The organism is Klebsiella michiganensis (assembly GCF_002925905.1).
In the GTDB taxonomy this organism is placed as follows: Bacteria; Pseudomonadota; Gammaproteobacteria; order Enterobacterales; family Enterobacteriaceae; genus Klebsiella; species Klebsiella michiganensis.
Genome location: NZ_PRDB01000031.1, coordinates 76,523 through 95,900 on the forward strand (window position 1 = coordinate 76,523; position 19,378 = coordinate 95,900).

At 47.6% G+C, this 19,378-nt stretch carries 14 protein-coding genes and 3 pseudogenes; 5 read left to right on the forward strand and 12 right to left on the reverse strand.

The window, feature by feature from the left end; all coding sequences use genetic code 11:
- Positions 1-6 precede the first annotated feature (6 nt).
- The gene (locus CDA56_RS29495) at positions 7-1,011 is read left to right on the forward strand and encodes an IS110-like element IS4321 family transposase (protein WP_000427623.1); all 1,005 of its coding nucleotides are present in this window, start codon (positions 7-9) and stop codon (positions 1,009-1,011) included.
- A 275-nt stretch (positions 1,012-1,286) separates the two neighbouring features.
- On the opposite strand, the pseudogene CDA56_RS29500 reads toward CDA56_RS29495, so the two are convergent.
- Both CDA56_RS29500 and CDA56_RS29505 read right to left on the reverse strand, forming a co-directional pair.
- Positions 1,287-1,577: pseudogene (locus CDA56_RS29500) on the reverse strand (NADPH-dependent FMN reductase); the annotation flags it as partial.
- Positions 1,574-1,906 (reverse strand): ArsR/SmtB family transcription factor, encoded by a 333-nt coding sequence (locus CDA56_RS29505; RefSeq protein ID WP_001549890.1) that lies wholly within the window; start codon positions 1,904-1,906, stop codon positions 1,574-1,576. The pseudogene CDA56_RS29500 and the gene CDA56_RS29505, both read right to left, overlap by 4 nt.
- Before the next feature lie 253 nt (positions 1,907-2,159).
- Between CDA56_RS29505 and CDA56_RS29510 the strand changes: the two are divergent.
- The 3 genes and pseudogenes from CDA56_RS29510 to CDA56_RS29520 all read left to right on the forward strand — a co-directional run.
- Positions 2,160-2,621, forward strand: a pseudogene (locus CDA56_RS29510) (amino acid ABC transporter ATP-binding protein); the annotation flags it as partial.
- Positions 2,621-3,694: a Gfo/Idh/MocA family protein gene (locus CDA56_RS29515; RefSeq protein WP_102780043.1), complete on the forward strand. Its 1,074-nt coding sequence runs from the start codon at positions 2,621-2,623 to the stop codon at positions 3,692-3,694. The pseudogene CDA56_RS29510 and the gene CDA56_RS29515, both read left to right, overlap by 1 nt.
- Before the next feature lie 32 nt (positions 3,695-3,726).
- On the forward strand, positions 3,727-4,845 hold the full coding sequence (locus tag CDA56_RS29520) for an NAD(P)/FAD-dependent oxidoreductase (RefSeq protein ID WP_104011505.1): 1,119 nt from the start codon (positions 3,727-3,729) through the stop codon (positions 4,843-4,845).
- A gap of 234 nt (positions 4,846-5,079) precedes the next feature.
- On the opposite strand, the gene CDA56_RS29525 is transcribed toward CDA56_RS29520, so the two are convergent.
- Positions 5,080-6,227, reverse strand: a protein-coding gene (locus CDA56_RS29525) for an IS3 family transposase (RefSeq protein WP_104011506.1) whose coding sequence is annotated in 2 segments (ribosomal slippage) — positions 5,080-5,990 and positions 5,990-6,227 — 1,149 coding nt in all. Because the reading frame shifts where the segments join, the coding sequence is not laid out codon by codon here.
- Positions 6,228-6,264: 37 nt separating this feature from the next.
- On the opposite strand from CDA56_RS29525, the gene CDA56_RS30805 reads away from it, so the two are divergent.
- Complete coding sequence (locus tag CDA56_RS30805) at positions 6,265-6,582, forward strand: hypothetical protein (protein WP_128320383.1); 318 nt, start codon at positions 6,265-6,267, stop codon at positions 6,580-6,582.
- Positions 6,583-6,686: 104 nt separating this feature from the next.
- On the opposite strand, the gene CDA56_RS29530 is transcribed toward CDA56_RS30805, so the two are convergent.
- From CDA56_RS29530 to CDA56_RS29570, 9 genes and pseudogenes are all read right to left on the reverse strand, one after another.
- A complete protein-coding gene (locus tag CDA56_RS29530; RefSeq protein WP_101827224.1) occupies positions 6,687-7,868 on the reverse strand; it encodes a restriction endonuclease in 1,182 nt (393 codons plus the stop codon).
- 104 nt (positions 7,869-7,972) lie between these two features.
- Positions 7,973-9,100, reverse strand: a complete 1,128-nt coding sequence (locus tag CDA56_RS29535; RefSeq protein ID WP_104011507.1) for a PD-(D/E)XK nuclease family protein — start codon at positions 9,098-9,100, stop codon at positions 7,973-7,975.
- A gap of 103 nt (positions 9,101-9,203) precedes the next feature.
- On the reverse strand, positions 9,204-9,563 hold the full coding sequence (locus tag CDA56_RS29540; RefSeq protein WP_029404312.1) for a hypothetical protein: 360 nt from the start codon (positions 9,561-9,563) through the stop codon (positions 9,204-9,206).
- A 173-nt stretch (positions 9,564-9,736) separates the two neighbouring features.
- Positions 9,737-10,492 carry a M48 family metallopeptidase gene (locus CDA56_RS29545; protein WP_101827226.1) on the reverse strand — a complete coding sequence of 252 codons (756 nt, stop codon included), beginning with the start codon at positions 10,490-10,492 and terminating at the stop codon, positions 9,737-9,739.
- Positions 10,489-13,772 (reverse strand): annotated as a pseudogene (locus CDA56_RS29550) (type I restriction endonuclease subunit R). Before CDA56_RS29550 ends, CDA56_RS29545 begins: the two are co-directional and overlap by 4 nt.
- A 69-nt stretch (positions 13,773-13,841) precedes the next feature.
- The gene (locus tag CDA56_RS29555) at positions 13,842-15,689 is read right to left on the reverse strand and encodes a cold shock domain-containing protein (RefSeq protein ID WP_242446382.1); all 1,848 of its coding nucleotides are present in this window, start codon (positions 15,687-15,689) and stop codon (positions 13,842-13,844) included.
- A complete protein-coding gene (locus tag CDA56_RS29560; protein ID WP_071447948.1) occupies positions 15,649-16,332 on the reverse strand; it encodes a YecA/YgfB family protein in 684 nt (227 codons plus the stop codon). The genes CDA56_RS29555 and CDA56_RS29560 overlap by 41 nt, the downstream gene beginning before the upstream one ends.
- On the reverse strand, positions 16,329-17,570 hold the full coding sequence (locus CDA56_RS29565; protein WP_104011509.1) for a restriction endonuclease subunit S: 1,242 nt from the start codon (positions 17,568-17,570) through the stop codon (positions 16,329-16,331). Before CDA56_RS29565 ends, CDA56_RS29560 begins: the two co-directional genes overlap by 4 nt.
- Positions 17,560-19,083: a type I restriction-modification system subunit M gene (locus tag CDA56_RS29570; RefSeq protein WP_021536933.1), complete on the reverse strand. Its 1,524-nt coding sequence runs from the start codon at positions 19,081-19,083 to the stop codon at positions 17,560-17,562. Before CDA56_RS29570 ends, CDA56_RS29565 begins: the two co-directional genes overlap by 11 nt.
- Positions 19,084-19,378 lie beyond the last annotated feature (295 nt).

Sequence of the window (19,378 nt, forward strand, 5' to 3'; positions counted from 1 at the left end):
ACTATCATGGAAAACATTGCGCTCATTGGTATCGATCTGGGTAAAAACTCTTTCCATATTCATTGCCAGGATCGTCGCGGGAAGGCTGTTTACCGTAAAAAATTTACCCGGCCAAAGTTGATCGAATTTTTGGCGACATGCCCCGCTACAACCATCGCAATGGAAGCCTGTGGCGGTTCTCACTTTATGGCACGCAAGTTGGAAGAGTTGGGGCATTCCCCAAAGCTGATATCACCACAATTTGTCCGCCCGTTCGTTAAAAGCAATAAAAACGACTTTGTCGACGCCGAAGCTATTTGTGAAGCTGCATCGCGTCCGTCTATGCGTTTTGTGCAGCCCAGAACGGAATCTCAGCAGGCAATGCGGGCTCTGCATCGTGTCCGTGAATCCCTGGTTCAGGATAAGGTAAAAACAACCAATCAAATGCATGCTTTTCTGCTGGAATTTGGCATTAGCGTTCCCCGAGGAGCTGCCGTTATTAGCCGACTGAGTACCATTCTTGAGGATAATAGTTTGCCTCTTTACCTCAGCCAGTTATTGCTGAAATTACAACAGCATTATCACTATCTTGTTGAGCAGATTAAAGATTTGGAATCCCAGTTGAAACGAAAGTTGGACGAAGATGAGGTTGGACAGCGCTTGCTGAGCATTCCCTGCGTCGGAACACTGACAGCGAGTACTATTTCAACTGAGATTGGCGACGGGAAGCAGTACGCCAGCAGCCGTGACTTTGCGGCGGCAACAGGGCTTGTACCTCGGCAGTACAGCACGGGAGGTAGGACGACATTGCTGGGAATTAGTAAGCGAGGTAATAAAAAGATCCGAACTTTGTTGGTTCAATGTGCCAGGGTATTCATACAAAAACTGGAACACCAGTCTGGCAAATTGGCCGATTGGGTCAGGGATTTACTGTGCCGGAAAAGCAACTTTGTCGTCACTTGTGCTCTGGCAAACAAGCTGGCCAGAATAGCCTGGGCCCTAACGGCACGACAGCAAACTTATGTAGCATAACGGCAGAAATACACCGGTTTAAAGAATTACTGATCTGGTTTTGCGAATACTGATATTGATGATACTAACGGCCCACCGGCCTGTTGAGGAACCTGTAAAACGGAAAGGCTCATTGAAGCCGTATATTTTCTGGAGGTTCATCAGGCGCGGAACTCATCAAGGCGCGGGAATAAAATCCCATTCAGACGCCGGATAGATTCAAGCAAGCCAACTTGTCGTCAAAATCGGTGTTGCAAAAACGGGAGTGACCATAGATTCCGTTTTCTGAGACGACCCCAGAGAACCAGCTCCCGCAGCTCAGCCACTTTCGGGTGCGTCTCCGGCGCATCATCGGGCAGTGGCAGGCCGGACGGGTTGAAAATTTTCACCTCCGCGCCCATGGCCGTCAGCAGCCGGGCACCTTCTTCCGTTGTCAGCCGGCTGTAAGAGCGCGCCCGCAGCGAGCCGTAGAGCATCAGGATGCGGGGCGGATGCGTTATCTCTCTGGCCTTCAGCTTATCTTCCGTCAGCGGCGCGTCCAGGAGGGCCGGATCGATATTTTTCAGGGCATCAGTCAGGTTGTTCACAATGGGGTCTCTTCGGGAGTCTTTGCGGGTGACAGACTGCAGCTGCCGCCTGCGCAGCATTCTTCTGTCAGAAAGGCCATCAATTGCTCAAGCTGCGCATAGCAGGGCCTGCAGAACAGGGTACGACTCTGCCGTTCCTGGCTTATGAGTCCAGCGGATATCAGCGCTGAAAGATGATGGCTGAGCGTGGAGGCAGGAATCTCAAGGTGCTTCTGCAGTTCGCCAACCGGCAGGCCTTCATGACCCGCCCTGACCAGCTCCCGGTATATGCTGAGACGTGTCGGGTGGCCCAGTTCTCGAAGTGCGTTTGCAGCAGTGTTTAAATCCATAATACCTCCTTTATCTATATTTCCAGAATAATAGAAATATAGCCTGCGTCAATCGTTTCTGCCGTGAGGGTACCGCTTTCCCAATCATGCTCTGTCCGCCAGGTTATGGGGGCAGAGCCAGAGCACTACCGAAATCCTTGCGAATACCCGTGCAGGGAATAATTTCCGCCCCCTTTATGGCCGGAAAAAAAACTGATAAACGTCGCCTTTTCAGAAGGTTGCTTTCTTAACGTGGTTTTTCGCATGGTTGGACCTCAGACCCCATCATAGCGCGCTGGAAAACGTGGCGCTGGCACCGTGGAAAGTGAAAGGCCTCCCGAAAGCCGAGGCTCTGGAGATTGCCCGCCAGCGGCTGGCCGAAGTTGGCCTTGCTCAGCGAGCCGATCACCGTCCGCGCGACCTCTCGGGTGGCCAGCAACAGCGGGTGGCGATAGCACGTGCGCTGGCGATGGAGCCGGAAGTGATGCTGTTCGATGAAGCAACCTCGGCACTCGATCCTGAGCTGGTGAAAGGTGTTCTGACGCTAATGGCTGATTTGTGCCAGCGAGGCATGACCATGGTGGTAGTGACGCATGAGATGGGCTTCGCCCGGCGCGTGGCAGACCAGGTAGTGTTTATGGATGAAGGCGAGATTGTAGAAGCCGGCACACCAGAACAAATCTTTGACCGCCCGCAATCTGCACGCCTGCAGCGTTTTCTGTCGGAGGTACTGTGATGACACATCAACAGGTTAGAGGCCCAATCCGCACGGCTCTGGTGGGTTTTGGCGTCGCCGGCAGTGTGTTTCATGCGCCGCTGATTGCCCATAACACCGACTATCGTCTCGATGTCATCGTCACTGGCGATGCCCAACGCGTAGCGACGGCGCAGCAATGTTACCCAGAGGCGAGCGTGCTGCCGGACTGGCCGGCGTTGCTTAAGGCAATTGATGGAGGCGAGATTGGTATCGATCTCATCGTGCTGGCCACGCCGCCGGCGCAACATGGGGAGCAGGCTGTGCAGGCCAGCCTGCGCGCTATTCATCTGGTGGTGGATAAACCGTTCGCAGCGGATGTACAAGCGGCCGAAATGATGATCGCCGCAGCGCAGCAGGCCAATACCTTGCTCACCGTGTTTCATAACCGACGCTGGGACGGTGATTTTCTGACATTACAGCGCCTGGTGCAACAGGAAGTCTTTGGCACCGTAAGAAGTTTTGAGTCGCGTTTCGAGTGGTGGCGACCGCAGGGGTTTGGCAACTGGCGTGACAGCGTCACTCTTGCGCAGGGCGGCGGTTTGCTGCTGGATCTCGGTAGCCATTTGATTGACCAGGCCATGCAGCTATTTGGCCCGGTAGTCCACGCCACGGCGGAACTGGCGCGCCATTCCGGGCCGCAGTCGGACAGTGATGAAGACGGTTTCGTCTCATTGCTGCATCACAACGGCGTGCGTTCCCGGCTGTGGATGAATGGTCAGGCGGCATTGAATGCGCCGCGCTTCCACCTGCTGGGCAGCAAAGGCGCTTTCACCCACTGGGGGCTGGATAATCAGGAGCCGCAGCTGGCGGCTGGCATGTCGCCCACCGATAGCCAGTACGGCGTCACGCCGGCAGGTAATTTTGCCCGGGCCGGCACGGTCGGGGCAACCACAACGGTGCCCATTGAACGTGGCCACTACCCCGCTTTCTATCAGCTGTTAGCCCACGCGCTGTTACACGGCGGGCCGCCGCCGGTTGATGCACGTGAAGCGCTCAGTGTTTTACAGCTTATTGAGCAACTCCATCGGCAGCATCGCGTACGTATTGCCTGAGGGCGAACATTTTTTAACAGAAGGAATAAATGATGTCTGACAAAACCGTGGCAAAAACCGTCATCGTGCTGGGTGGCGGCATTCTCGGAGTCTCAACCGCCTGGCAGCTGGCGCAGGCGGGCGCGCAAGTCACACTGGTGACGGAAGCGGCGCTCTGCTCAGGCGCCACCGGCCGTTCCCTCTCCTGGCTCAACTCAGCTGGTGAGCGTTCGCAGCCTTATCATGCGCTGCGGATGGCGGGTATTGACCGCTATCGCACGCTATTTGCCCGCCATCCACAGCTTGACTGGCTGCGTTTCGATGGTGCTATTTACTGGGCCGCAGACGATGTCGCGGGCACCAAAGCGCGTCATGACTATGAAAAAGCGCAGGGCTACGACTCAAAGCTGATCAATCACGCCACGGTCGGTGATGTCGATGCGCAGGTGAATCCGGCCAGCCTGAGTCAGGTCGCGATTGCAAATCCGGGTGAAGGCTGGGTCAGTCTGCCGCATCTGGTTGAGCATCTGATGCAGGCATTTCGTGCGCTGGGCGGAGAAGTCGTTGAGCACGCTGGTAAAGCCAGCGTGATAACCAAAGACGGCCGGGCCAGCGGCATTCGCAGTGAAAAATTCGGTGAGCTGCAGGCCGATCAGGTACTGGTGGCGTGTGGCCCGTGGACGCCGGAAGTGGTTGCCCCACTCGGTGTGAAGATACCCAATAGCTCTCCGGTCTCAATGCTGGTGACCAGCCAACCCTGCGATCACGCACTCCAGGTGGTCTTGAATACACCACGCGCTGCGGTCCGCCCTAACCCTGGCAACACTATCGCCGTCGATCATGACTGGTATGAAGAGCATATCGTCGCTCAGGCTGACGGGCAGTACAGCATTGATACATCTGTCATTAACCAGTTGATGGCGGAAGCGGGTAGCCTGATAGGTGACGGCGAGCCGTTAACAGCCAACAGCTGGAAAATTGGTCTGAAGCCCATTCCAGGAGATGGCGAACCAGTGGTCGGCGAGTTGCAGAACGTTCCCGGCTGTTTTGTCGTTTTCACCCATTCCGGCGCCACGCTGGCGTTAATCCTCGGCGAGATACTGACGCAGGAGATACTCACCGGCGTCAAACACCCGATGCTGGCGACCTTCCGCCCGGAAAGATTTAGCTAACATTATTGCCAGCGCCACGATGTCGGTGGCGCTGAATACACTCCCTTTTGCCTGTCACACACCGCTCATTTCCCCGATATAATCTATGAGCGGACATTTACTGCAGACTACTTAATATTTTCATCATTTTAAACATAACATCACTGTTGTAAATCAATTACCTACCAAAGTATAACATCCCATCAGGTCTAAACTAGTTAACTTAATTTAGCTACTTGAATCGCCACGGATAATCTAGACACTTCCGAGCCGTTGATAATACTGGTTTTCATATTCTGTCGGTGACATCTGTTCGCTAGAACCATGCCGACGCTTACTGTTATAAAACATTTCGATGTAATCAAAAATATCACTGCGGGCTTCTTCCCGCGTTCCGTAGATCTTTTTCTTTATCCGTTCACGTTTCAACAACTGGAAAAAACTTTCTGCAACCGCATTATCATGGCAGTTACCGCGACGGCTCATGCTACCCTCCAGGCCGTGTGATTTCAGGAACGACTGCCACTCATGGCTTGTGTACTGACTGCCCTGATCCGAATGAACCAGCACCTGTTTTTCGGGATTACGCCGCCATACAGCCATCAGCAGTGCGTTCAGGACAATGTCCTTTGTCATCCGGGATTGCATGGACCAGCCGATAATTTTGCGTGAGAACAGATCAACAACAACGGCAAGATACAGCCAGCCTTCGTGGGGCCTGATGTAGGTTATGTCCGTTACCCAACGCTCATCAGGAGCATCCGGATTGAACTGTCGCTGGAGCCTGTTGGGTGACACGATACTGGCCTCGCCTTTACGTGCCCGCGGGCTTCGGTATCCGACCTGAGCCTTTATTCCGACACGTTTCATCAGTCTCCAGACTCTGTTTACTCCGCACTGTTGCCCGCTGTCACGCAGATCCAGATGGATTTTGCGATAACCATAGACGCATCCCGATTCCAGCCAGAACTGTTTAATCTGTCCTGTCAGTCTCAGGTCTGCCTGATGGCGTTGTGAATGCGGCTGCTGAAGCCAGGCGTAAAAACCACTGGGATGAACATCCAGCACCCGACAGAGCAGGCGAACAGGCCAGCAACAGGAGTTGTCACGGATAAAGGCGTACCTCAGTCGGACAGCTTTGCGAAGTACGCCGCGGCTTTTTTTAATATGTCCCGTTCGTCGGTAACCCGTTTCAGCTCTTTCTGGAGACGGCGGATCTCGGCCTGAGCATCTGACTGTTCTTTATTAGTGGAAGGATCCGGACCGTACTTCTTTATCCAGGCATAAAGGCTGTGGGTGGTGATATCGAGACGTGTTGCAACGCTGGCAACAGAATAACCGCGATCAACAACCTGTTTGACTGCTTCAGTTTTAAACTCTTCGGGATAACGCTTACCGCTCATGGGCACCTCTCTTTAAGCCATCTTAAATGACTCTGAGGTGTCTGTTAAACCCGTGGCGATTCACAGTTCAATTTGTGAGAATCTCATTAATGAAGAAAAATATAAAAATCGCCAAGTTGATAAAATTATCGCTGACTTAAAGGGTTATGTTAAAGAATGCGGAAATGAATACTCAACAATAACTGACATAACGGATAACTTACCTGACTGGAAAGTCATCGGTGGAATCATGTATTCTGTTATGGATGATAATATATCAATAGAAGAATTAAAGAATTATCTTGAAGAACACTCCGGACGGTGTGACACGGATTTCAGAAAATTATTATGTCTTTATGATTACTTAGCATTTTAAATGTTCGATTTTTTTACTAAACCGCCTTTAAGGCGGTTTAGTAAATTAAAGTTACCAACGCAAAACCTGCCAGTACTTACCATCAATGCTGCAATGTTTAAACATTATGAGTTCGACTGAAAATCTTCGATTATCTTCTGATTGTAATCATCCAGATACTTTTGCAGTTCATCCCTGTCGATCAGACGTACCAAGGCTGATTCAGCTAACTCTTTCGCAGAGCGTGTGAAGTAGGAATTAGTCACAACCATCGCCTCATCACAACCATAGAATGTTTTAGCAGAGATCACCTGCTGCACCGCCGAGTTACCTACAGAACCAGAATAATTTTTCGCCTGAATAACCATATCCTTACCAAATCGAGTGACGAAGAGATCTGCCCCCTGATCTTGCGTTCTCTTGGTTTCTTTCACGTCATAGCCCATAGTCTGGAATACTTCCACAAGGAAATCTTCAAACTGGAAACCGTCCATTGCATCAACTAAATACATGGTGACGAATTTGTTAGGGTTAAAATGTTCGAGCCGTGTAGCTAATCTATCAACCAGAATATCAAAATAAATATGTTCGCACACAGCTAAGTATTTTTTAACTTCATCAAATGAAACTAAAGGAACACCAGGCGTAGCCTCCGCTTTTTCATTGAACTCTACTGATGAGAACTCTATTTTATTGCTCCATATATAGAATAGAAACAATGAAAGATCTGCCCTAAAAGTGGTACCCGCTTCCTCAATCCATGACTTCAAGGATTTAGTAAGTGTGGATTTAATATGCCGTTTAACTTCCTTAGCGAAACCATAATAAAGAGCGTTAAATGACGTGGTAAGGAGTAATTTATCTAATAGCTCAGGTAACTGCTCAAGCTCATTGAACCCTTTTCTGACCAACACCTCACGGAAAAGTTGTAATTCGGAGTATGTACCATTATCTGTTGAGTAATCTGCTTCCGATTTATTATTATGTGAGAATCTGGAAGTGTAAATGAAGTTAGTAAAATATGGATCTTTTAAACTGGAGTATTTTTCGAGAACATTTTCAAGCAATTGATTAAGCTGAGTTTGCTCTTTCTTTTTCCCAAATAGATCTTTTAGAACACCCTTTGAACGATACTGAAATTCGGGATAAAACGATGGATTCAATGGTGTCATACGTTGTATGTCTATTGCTTGTGCGGTCGATGATGCTGAACCCCATGCAGACGTTTTTACAGGCGAAACTCCACTACACCAGGGACAATTAACCTCAAAAGTCGTTCTACTGCAAGTATCACACTGATAAATCATTTGAATATTCTCCTTTTATTCCAATATCTGTCTATTCGGCGCTTCAATTACCAGCCTAATAATCCACAATTTAAAAAAGATCGTCATCACTCAGTCATATTACTTTATATTCTTATTTTTGAGTCCATCCACTTAGTCATATCCTTAAGAAGAACCAGTGCATCTTTTTTGCTTCTCGTATTCCCCCAAAAACTCAGTTCAAGCACTTTCCCCTTCCCAGTAATTGATACTTCATAGTCCTCAGGGCTAGCTGTTGGAATGAAATCTCCAGCACTTAAAGCAACTCTTATTTCTTCTTTTAGTGCATTAACTTCAGGGTAATCATCTGAATGTATCCATCCATATACGTAGAACTCAGCTTCATCTCGTCCATCCTCTGAAGGGCGATAAACTAACGTAATTCCTGTTTTACCTTGCCCCCAGCATCCCGGCATCAGATGAATTGCTTTATAGTAACCCTTCCAGTTATTAATACCTGTTGCAATATGAATATCAGGCAATACCTCTGAGACAACCGATTTAGCTTCCTCGGTGATAGCATTTTGGTACATTTCCAGCAGTTGAACCGATTTTATCAAAGCTGAGAAATTTTCAGTGACAAACTCCACATTTTTATCAGATACCTTATCCATACTAACCTCACTCAATTTTTTAAGATGACTTAAAAACTCCTGATAAAAAACAGTCCACTTGCTGAACTCTTGATTCATCATCTCCAACCCCAGACGTCGAATGGCGGTTTCCAGCAGCAGTGAATAATTGATCAGTTGCCAACCGTCTACGCCTTTAGCACTGTTACCGTCAGGCTTTAATATACAGCGAAATAGATTTTGATTGTTGCCGCCGTAACTATCAATGAGACTTACATAGCTGGGAAAAGGATTATATGTATCAGCCAAAACTTTATGCTCAATACCTATGATGAATTCATCATGTCTGATAAGAATATCAAGATATTTCCCATCCTCTGTTCTGGCCTCTCTCATTAATTCCAGAGAGGTGAAATCAATTTCATCAACATCGAGGGAATCATCCAGGCAACATAACAATGCTTTTAGCAACCATGGCGGCACCATTTTCTGGGCTCCCATAAACAAAGCCATCAAATCCGTTGTTGGGTTTTCGAGATATCCGGAACCTCCCAATTCAAAAAAATTGAATTCAACATCATCCTCAACCGAGATGCCTTTCAGTTGTTCAATAAATTCGATAGCCAACGCTTCGGAATGCAATTCAACCTCCCTTTAACAATCATGTTTACTATGCCATTTGTTTGATATTTTAGTTATTGAAAACTGTCACTGTTAATCAATATCAATGCAGAAAACTCAAACATTATTCATTAATCCTCTTGCGGGCAATATCTATCTCTATCGCCATTTTAATTTCATCTTTCTGGGATTCTATAATCCTGATATCTTTTTCCATACTTTCAATTAAAGCATTAAGTGTTTTTCTTTTTTCAGGGTCACTTTCATATTTTAACTTTACCTCCGGCTCAATCATTTTCATTCTTATTGCATGAATTTGTTCGTTAAGAGGTTTTGTTTTTTCATTTATGATCCTGTTTTTCTCATTGAACCAGTGCATGCCTTCATTAAAACGTTCCAGCCCGACATTTGTATCATTGAGCACCCTGGCTACAACATTTGATACTTCTCCTGATTTACTCTTTCTTTTACCGAGAAGTTTCATTAATAATCCAGAAACAACAATCACCGGAATAGCCACATAAGTTAAATAGACACCAACATAGCTGACAGTTAGTAATGTCAGGACATAAAGAATCAGAGTGGTATAAAAAACATACTTTGATACTGAATACATAACTTCCCCGATTAGTTTCTAAATTAGAATAAGCCCCAAAATCACATATCAGTCAACAACATCGCCGCCATCCCATCCAGTCGCTTCTTTACCTTTTCCCACCCCGGCATGACCTGCCCCATCAGACGGTAAAACTCTTCGCTGTGGTTGTGCTCAGCCACATGGCATAACTCATGTAGCAATACATAGTCGATACATTCTGAGGACGCTTTCACCAGCCATGGATTCAGAGTCAGACAGCCTTTTGCAGAGCAGTTACCCCATTGCGTTTGCATCGCCCGCAGACGTATCGGCGGACGCTCATTAATCCAAAGGGTCTGCGGTATCAGTAAATCAAGCCTGCGTTGAAAGACATCTCTGGCGCGTTCCCGATACCATTCGGCCAGCAACGCTTTAACTTTTTCTGCCGATTTGTGCCTGACCGACACTTCCAGTCGCCCACGCAACATTTTCACTCGTTGCGGCTCCGTAGCGTCTTCTGTCACTTTCAACTGATATTGCTTGCCAAGATAGTAATGGCTTTCTCCGCTGACATACTGACGCGGAACAATGTGTGTCTGCTGCTCCCTGAAATCACGCAGTTGCTGATAGATCCAGCGCCCACGTTTTTTCAGCGCAGACAATACCTCGTGCTCCGGTGTTTCAGGCGGTACAGAGGCCACAACCCGGCAGTCCGGATAAACCTTGATGAGCACCCTGCCCTTTACGACCTGACGCGGAACACACTGTACGGTGATGACCTCATCACCATAAACAATGCGTAACGTTTTCATTGCTGGCGACTCTTTTTCACTCATGATTTCATCAAACCAACACGCAGGATCTGGATGATGGTTTCCACGATACGGTTTACCTGATTCATTCCGGCACCCATCTCCCGGCAGGCCGTAAACAGCAGCGGCAAAAGACTTGTCTTAACGGCTTTTTCAATATCCTGTGGGTTCAGGGAGTTTTCTGCCACCGCTTTGACGATAATGCTGTCCACTTCAAAGGCCAGCTTCGTCCACTTCTCCTGCACCTGATCGTCGTTTACCGCAAAAACCTCAGGTAGCTCTTTTTTAAATACACCGTAATACGCCTGAGCATGCTTGTTTACCGCCAGTGCCTCCGGAATATCGCTGAGTTTACGGGCTTCCACTTTTTCCGCAAATTCACGGAACAAGAGATACTGTTTCAACGGATGGTCGAACAGTTTTTCAGCCTCTTCAATAGCCATACGCAGGAGTTTTGAAAAGGCTTCCTGAGCATACGGGTCATCACGCAGCTCCTGCTCAATCATCTTTGTCACACGGGTTTTAATGATGTCGGTTTCATTGCGGGTTTTATTGTTGTCCCACTCTTCGGGCTTTTCGCTCTTGCCCATTTTACCGACTTCATACACGCCATCCGGTTCACGAACCTCAACGCCGGTGACATGCTTATCCAGCAGTTTTTTCACCTGCTCAGCGTAGTCGTCATAATTGACCTGCTCTCCACTTACCTGCATCGCCCACTGGCGCAGGCTGGACATCTGTTTTACGGTTTCTTTATAGAGATTTCGGTCTTGTTCCGTAAAGCTCTTGTCGGTGAAGAAGGTAGCGGACTGCAGCGCCACTTTCAGGCATCCGGCAAAGGCCGTTAACGCCTCGAAGAAATTATCACGGGTTTTCTGATGGATATCGACCATCTCTCCGTCACGTTCTTCCATTTTAGGCACCAGTACCGCACGTAACTGCTCAGTATCATTTTTGTTTTTAACACCGGCAAATATGGCCCACAGCTGGTTATACAGATGCGGTAGACGCTTGTATTCAGAGCTCATGGCGCTGTACAGCCCGTCAATATCCTTGATGTCGTATCCTCCCTGCGTTCGGGAGGCGAGGTCCTGATATTTGCCGATAGTCGTGTCCAGCTCAGCCAGAATACCGCGATAATCAATCAGCAGACCGAACTTTTTTAGTGGATGCAGTCGGTTCACCCGCGCAATCGCCTGGATAAGGTTGTGGGACTTAAGCGGCTTGTCGATATACAGCACGGTATTCTTCGGCTCATCAAACCCGGTGAGCAGTTTATCGACGACTATCAGCAATTTGAGCTTCTCATCGGTATCGAAACGACTGATGACATTACGGGTATACACAGACTCATCCTGCGTGCCGACATTATCCTTCCACCATTTCGTCACTTCCGGCAGTTTGCTTTCATCCACTTCGGTATTCCCTTCCCGGGTATCCGGCGGGCTGATAACTACAGCTGACTCAAACAACCCGGCTTCATCAAGATACTTTTTATATTTGATGGCGGAAATCTTGCTGTCGCAGGCAAGTTGGCCTTTCAGCCCCTCATCAATATTCTTCGAGAAGTGTGTGGCGATATCGAGTGCGATCAGCCGGATGCGGTCATCTGCACTGTAGACCTCACCTTTACGGGCATATTTACGTTTAAGGTCGGCTTTTTGCGCTTCGCTTAACCCATCGGTAATACGGTCAAACCAGGCATCTATTGCCCGATCGTTAACCTCAAGGTCGGGAATACGTTCTTCATACAGCAAAGGTGTAACGGCTTTATCTTCTACCGCTCGCTGCATGGTATAAGCGTGGACAATCGGCCCGAATTTATTGGTGGTCTTATCTTCTTTCAGCAATGGCGTACCGGTAAATGCCACAAAGGCGGCATTCGGTAGGGCCAGTTTCATTCGCACATGGTTCTCACCACCCTGGCTACGATGACCTTCATCAATCAGAACGATGATGTCGGGGCTGGTATTTACGCATTCGGGGAGTTTTGTCGCTGAGTTAAATTTCTGGATAAGGGTAAAGATTATACGTTCTTTACCTGAACCAATCTGCTGTGCCAGTTTCTGGCCAGAGGTCGCCATCGCTTTGGCCTTATCATCCTTCCCGGCCAGTTCTCCACCAGAAGCAAAAGTACCGCTGAGCTGCCCTTCAAGATCGACACGGTCCGTCACCACCACAATGCGACACTGCTTCAGGCTGTCATGAAGAATCAGCGCCTTGCTGAGGAATACCATGGTGTAAGATTTACCTGACCCCGTGGTATGCCAGATCACCCCACCTTCCCTGCCCCCGTCTGGTCTGCGGGTACTGATGCGTTCCAGCAGTCTTTTTATCCCGAACACCTGCTGATAGCGGGCAACAATTTTTCCGGTTTTTTTATCAAACAGGGTGAAGAAGCGGGTCATCTCCAGCAGACGTTCCGGTGAAAGCAGACTGATGAGCAGCTTATCCTGCCCGCTGACTGCCAGTTCCCCCCATCGATTAACTGTTGATACCATTTGAGATCGACTGAAGGACGATGATCAAACAACGCATGAATTTGTTCAGTCGATAACTGATGGTTGCGCAGCGCATACATCTGCGGATCGGTAATATCTTCTTCGCGCCATGCCGCCCAGAATTTCATTGGCGTATGGCATGTACCGTAGCGCCCGTCATGACCGTTAATCGAAAGTAATAACTGGCTGTAGACAAACAGCTGCGGGATTTCATCGTTGAACTGGTTGCGGATACTCTGGGATATCCCCTCGTCAATGGTTGGCCCTTTCTTGCCATGACCAGCCGGGCTTTTCGCTTCAATAACAGCCAGCGGGATACCATTAACAAAGCAGACAATATCTGGCCTCCGGGTTTCAACACCACCTGACCGCAATACCGTAAATTCTTCAGTAAAATGGAACTGGTTATTTTCCGGATGTTCCCAGTCGATCAGCGCAATGGTGGGGTTGACCTTCTTGCCATCGACAAACTCCGTGACGGCGATACCGTAGAGCAGATGGTTATACATCCGTTCATTGGCTTTGAGCAGCCCTTCATTCAGCGCCGGAGAACAGACCTGTGATATCAGGTTATCCAGTGCTTTTTCCGATAACTGGCAGGTTTTGCCACCCGCCATAAAGGAACGCTTCGACAGCTCTTCACGCAGAACCGGACGCAGCACCACCTCATCCTGTTTATAGCCCCGGTAATCCATAATCTGTTTCGGAGATAAAAACGTCCAGCCGAGGCTGGTCAGTAACGTCAGTGCCGGAATTTTGGCGCTGTATTCTTCCTGGAATTTAGGTTGGTAGTGCTTATCCACCCGGTAATCCTTCTTGGCTAAGAGGTGAAACTGTATGTCCTTACGGACATACTCAAAATGAACGAAGACTTATGATGAAAAGAACGGCGAGTCCCGATAAAGGCGATTGTACTTGACCTGTTCTGTTTCGCCCTTGTTTACATTACCAAATTTCTCCTGATGCGTCGTACAGCAGGAACCACAGGATGCACAAATAAATCGTCCTTCTGAACATTTTTCATGCAAATCCCTGGCGTCAATTATTTCGCTGCATTTGTAACCAATACAGTGATTAATGTAATGCCCGATACCAAACTGTTCGCACGAATGACTGGCACATTTAAAGACGGTCAGGCGATACGCGGCCTGGAAAGGTTTTTTCACAAATCCTTTCGACTTTGTATCCCAGACGCTGACTTCGACACGAGCATATTTCATATCTGGAACCATCAGCACCCCACAACTTCGGCAATGCAAGCGGGAATGTAATTCTCTGATACGATTGAAATACCCAGCCAGTTTAATTGGGAAATCCCGCTTAGAAGGTTCGCCTGCAATCAGATAGGTCATGCCATAGTGGGCAAGCCAGTCATAAATAGTGAAGTCGATGTAATCCCGACTGAGGTCGGGTAGTACCTGCGGATCATGGCAGATTTTCGAACGACAAAGGAATTTTTTCTCTATCGTTCCGTCAGGTTGTTTTGCATTCCAGTGAAACGCCTCACAGGATAATTCTAAACTTGGGAAACGAATTTGTAATGAACTACATTGTGGGAACAATTTGAAAACAGAAGGATGATTTACCGGAATTTTACCCGACAATACTCCGTGCCATATCTCATGCAGGATAATACTCAGAACGGACTGTTCATCGTTGCGCCCAAGCAACGGTAACAATTTACTCAGAATGAAGTATTCAGGATCAGAAGAAATTTCAGTATTCGACTCGATATCATTAACAAAACTGAAATCTTTCCTGAACATCTTCTGTTTAATCAAATACGTATTGATAAAAGGACTAATCACGGAATGTTTATAAAATTGCTCTCTCGATGAGAATTTCTGCTGATAGGCATCACGGACAAATGGTTGTATATCCATTTTATTTTTTGTGAAACTACGTCGAACAAAATTCTCTATATCATCATGCCGATGTTCAAGAATCCGCTCGCTGCTTATACAATCGTAAAATGCCAGGTAGAGAATAGCACTTATAGATATATGGCTGAGTAATTCATTGATGATGTCCGATGTTGAAGCCCCCTGGCAATCCGTAGCCGCAGAACACCTTTTCACCCAAACAGCGAACTGATCAATGTTATTATCGATAAATGACGAAGGCATGACCGCAGGAGATATTTGTTGTGCGGTCAAATCATCAAAATTCTTATCAGAGGCGAAAAGTGCAAACTGGTTATCGTAGTTACGTGATTTAAAAAATAGCGGCAAGACTTTTGTAGCAGCTATATCACTGGTAACTAACCGAATTATAGCCCTTTCGCCAAAGGACTGAGTGAGGAAATTAATAACGCAGTCACGATAACGCCAACGAGCGAAATGAACGCCCTCCTCAATAATAGCCCGGAGATATTCAATAAGGAGCTCAGCCGTCTCATCATCTGTTTTATCAAGAATGTGAACATTAAAAGCCGTAGGCTTACCATTTTTACCTGTACCTTCCCTGAACAGCACCGGTGTATTGTCAGCGGGTGTATAGTTCCGGCTTATCTCATTCTTATGAAAAAACAGCTCATTACCATTCTCTGATAAGAGAAAGCCAAAGTTATTCTCCCGATCCGTTTTGCTGTTGTAGCCTCCGAACCAGAGAACATTTCCCATGTACCACCGGGAACGATCCAGATTGTTCACTGCCATGAGCAAGCCCCCTTCCGCTTTGTCAGTGCAGGCAGCACTTTTTAAATTTTTTACCGCTGCCACACTGACACGGGTCATTACGACCGGGCAGTTTTTCTGCCCCCTTCACGGGAACAGGCCGGGATGATGCCTCTGACATTCTCACCGACAACCAGTGCTGATAAAGCGCCAGTGCCGCAGGCTGAATGAGAGTAATACTCTGTTCAAATTGAACAGGTGACATTTTCTCAACCACTGGGAAGTTCTTTTCGATACCATGAAGGGCTATCGCCTCCAGCGAGGGACGTAAGGCCTCTGGCAAGGCTGACCAGTCATCCAGAGACCGGCCTTTCATATACCCGAAACACCACTCTTCGACGATTGTATATGTCTTCCCCTTCACCTCACGTCTATTGAAAATCGGTTCAAACTGTTCAGGGGCCTCATACAGGCAGCCAGCGATATCGTTCATATGCTGAAAACACAGCCCCACAAAACGCGTCATCTCTTTTTCAGTGGTCCAGCGAGGGTGGTAATCACCTCGCCCCCAGATAGCACTGAGCCAGGTATTAGGGGAAATCGTATTCGGGCCAGAGACAATCGCCGTCAGAAAGCCATCCAGCTCAGAGAAACAGAGCACAGAGTCATCATTGCCGTATTTCATCAACACCTCTTCCAGCCAGTCGATTTCCCGGTCAGTCAGTGGACCACTTTTCGTCAGTTTCATGCGGCAACTGCCTCATCGACCTTAACACGACGTTTGCCGGTCAGTAACTGCTGCATCAGGGCTTTTTTCTCGTCTTTCAGGCAGGCGAGTTTTTTCTCCAGCGTGGAGATTTCGGTGTCAGCAGCGGACAGCACGGCGGCGATTTTTTGTTGCTCTTTAATAAATGGGCAAGAAAAGCTTAAAGTTTCAAAATCTTTCTTGGAAAGTTCTAAAAATGTTGAGCCAGATGATTTTTTGATCATCTCATTTGTGTTCATTTGCAACAAGTAATAAATAAATTCGATATTAAACCCTTCATTCGGAATGATGTTTTTAAAACCTTGATTGGTACAAATTTCCGATGTCGAAATTGCTAAAGCACCAATGGTAGCTCTTGTACATACCATCAAACTACCTTTTGGCAAAAGAACAGCTGAGCTATTTAGTAATCCAGCAGGAGTAATTTTTCTACTAGTATTGCTAACGAACCTACCCGTTAATGCAGTAACATCAGTTGGGGTAAGCCATAGAATATCGCCTTCCCAATACATGGCCATGTTTGTATCAGGTGTTCCACCGGATACAACTTTGCCCATTTGTATTAGTTTAGTAATTTTCCACTCCCCACTAAACCTCACCCCATTCTCATCCAGCAACCGTTTATTCCCGGTAAGCAATTGCTGCATCAGCGCTTTTTTCTGCCGCTGACTATTGGCGAGCAGCTTTTCCGTCACCGAAATTGCATTGTCCCATGTTAACAGGATTTGGGCGATTTTTTTTTGTTCACACAGCGGTGGTAAATTAATTTTCAGTACCTGATAAGCACCTACATTCAAATGTTTTTGTGCCATACCACCTTGAAGGTCTAAAACCTGGCTTTTCCCAATATGGCTATTTGTGTAGGCGCAAAGATATTCCGGAATAATTTTATCCATATCTGGCCGAGCAATAACTATATCTATAGCATTTGAGCCTTCAAATTCAGGTGTAACAACACATGCTGTACCGGGATAACCTGTACGGACAATCAAAACATCGCCAGTCTTTAAGTGGCTTTTTTTATTAATTGCATGCCCTTCATGCGAAAAATAAACCCAATCGCTATCGTTAATAAATCCTTCCCTGACATTTGCAGAGCGGAAAGCTTTTACCCCATATCCTTCAGGGACATAATATTGTGTGGGTTTTATAACAACCCCAACGGAAATTGACTTACATACGTCTTGTGCTTGAACTGATGACCAACCCTTAGGCACCATAACCCAACTCCTTCAGATAACCCGCCATCTCAACTTCCAGCTTTGCCAGTTCCACCTTCAGTTGCTCACGCTCTGCTCGCACCGCCACCAGGTCAATCTCATCCTCTTCTTCAAAGGTATCGACATAGCGCGGAATATTGAGGTTGTAATCGTTGTCCTGAATTTCCTTCAGGCTGGCAAGATAGGCGTATTTCTCGACGTTATCGCCATCACGGTAGGTCTTGACGATTTTCTTAATGTTTTCTTCGCTAAGCTGGTTCTGGTTTTTACCTGCCTTGAATTCACGGCTGGCATCGATAAACAGCACCTTGTCATCAACTTTCTGCTTTTTGAAAATCAGAATCGCAGCCGGAATCCCCGTACCGTAGAACAGTTTTTCCGGCAGACCAATTACCGCATCCAGCAAATTTTCGTCGATCAGTTTCTGGCGAATTTTACCTTCGCTGGAGCCACGGAAAAGCACACCGTGTGGCACAACTACGCCCATACGGCCAGTTCCCGGTTTCAGGGTTTCGATCATATGCGAGATAAAAGCGTAATCTCCTTTAGTCTTCGGCGGTACACCGCGACGAAAACGGCCAAACTTATCGTTCTCGGCCTCGTCATGGCCCCACTTATCGAGGCTGAACGGTGGGTTAGCGGTCACGATATCAAACAGCATCAGGTCGCCATTTTTATCGAGCAGCTTCGGGTTACGAATGGTATCGCCCCACTCGATTTTATGGTTGTCTTCCCCGTGCAGGAACATATTCATTTTCGCCAGCGACCACGTAGAACCGATCGCTTCCTGACCGAACAATGCATAGTTACGACTATCATGCCCGGAGACAATTTTACGCCCACACTTCATCAATAATGAACCGGAACCACAGGCTGGATCGCAGATGGTATCACCCGGTTGCGGATCGAGCAGTTCTGCAATCAGGTCCGAAACTTCCGGCGGGGTATAGAACTCCCCGGCTTTCTGCCCACCGCTGGCGGCAAAGTTTTTGATCAGGTATTCGTAAGCATTGCCGATAACGTCCAGCGTACCGACACGACTCGGCTTCAGGTTGAGATCTTCACCGGCGAAGTCTTCCAGTAGCTGACGCAGGATGGTGTTTTTCTGTTTTTCTTCGCCAAGACGATCGGTGTTAAACGAAATATCCTGGAACACGCTTTTCCCGGCATCTTTCAGTTTGGTTCCGTTGGCTTCTTCGATTGCATGCAGAGCCTGATCGATACGCTCACCGTTACCCGGCTCATGGCGGCGTTCGTACAGCGCATAAAAGCTGGCACTTTTTGGCAGTACAAAACGCTCGTTGGCCATCATCGCTTCAATCAGTTCCGGCGCATCGCCATACTGTTCTTTGTATTCGTCATAGTGATCCTGCCAGACATCTGAAATGTACTTGAGAAACAGCATGGTAAGGATAAAGTCTTTATAGGTATCAGCACTGATGGTGCCACGGAACGTATCACACGCGGCCCACAGGGCTTTGTTGATCGTGTCCTGGCTGATTTTGTCGTTCATGAATCATCCTGGTCTAAAGAAAAAGCTAGCGATGCAGGGCTTTGCATCTTAAAAATTGCGGTAAATGATACCGTAAGATGCCTCCCCTGACACGCCAATATCGCAGCATTCAGGTTTGCATCATCCCCGTAATATCGACATGAGACAGACTGACACAACCTGGGTCGTCACTCGCTAAAAACCAATTATCTTAGTAAGATAGCATCCATATTAGCCATGGTGTAAAACTGCCGTTGGGGTAATGATGATCCATATATCACCCGTTCTGGTGTGTGAAGCTGACATCATCCATAAT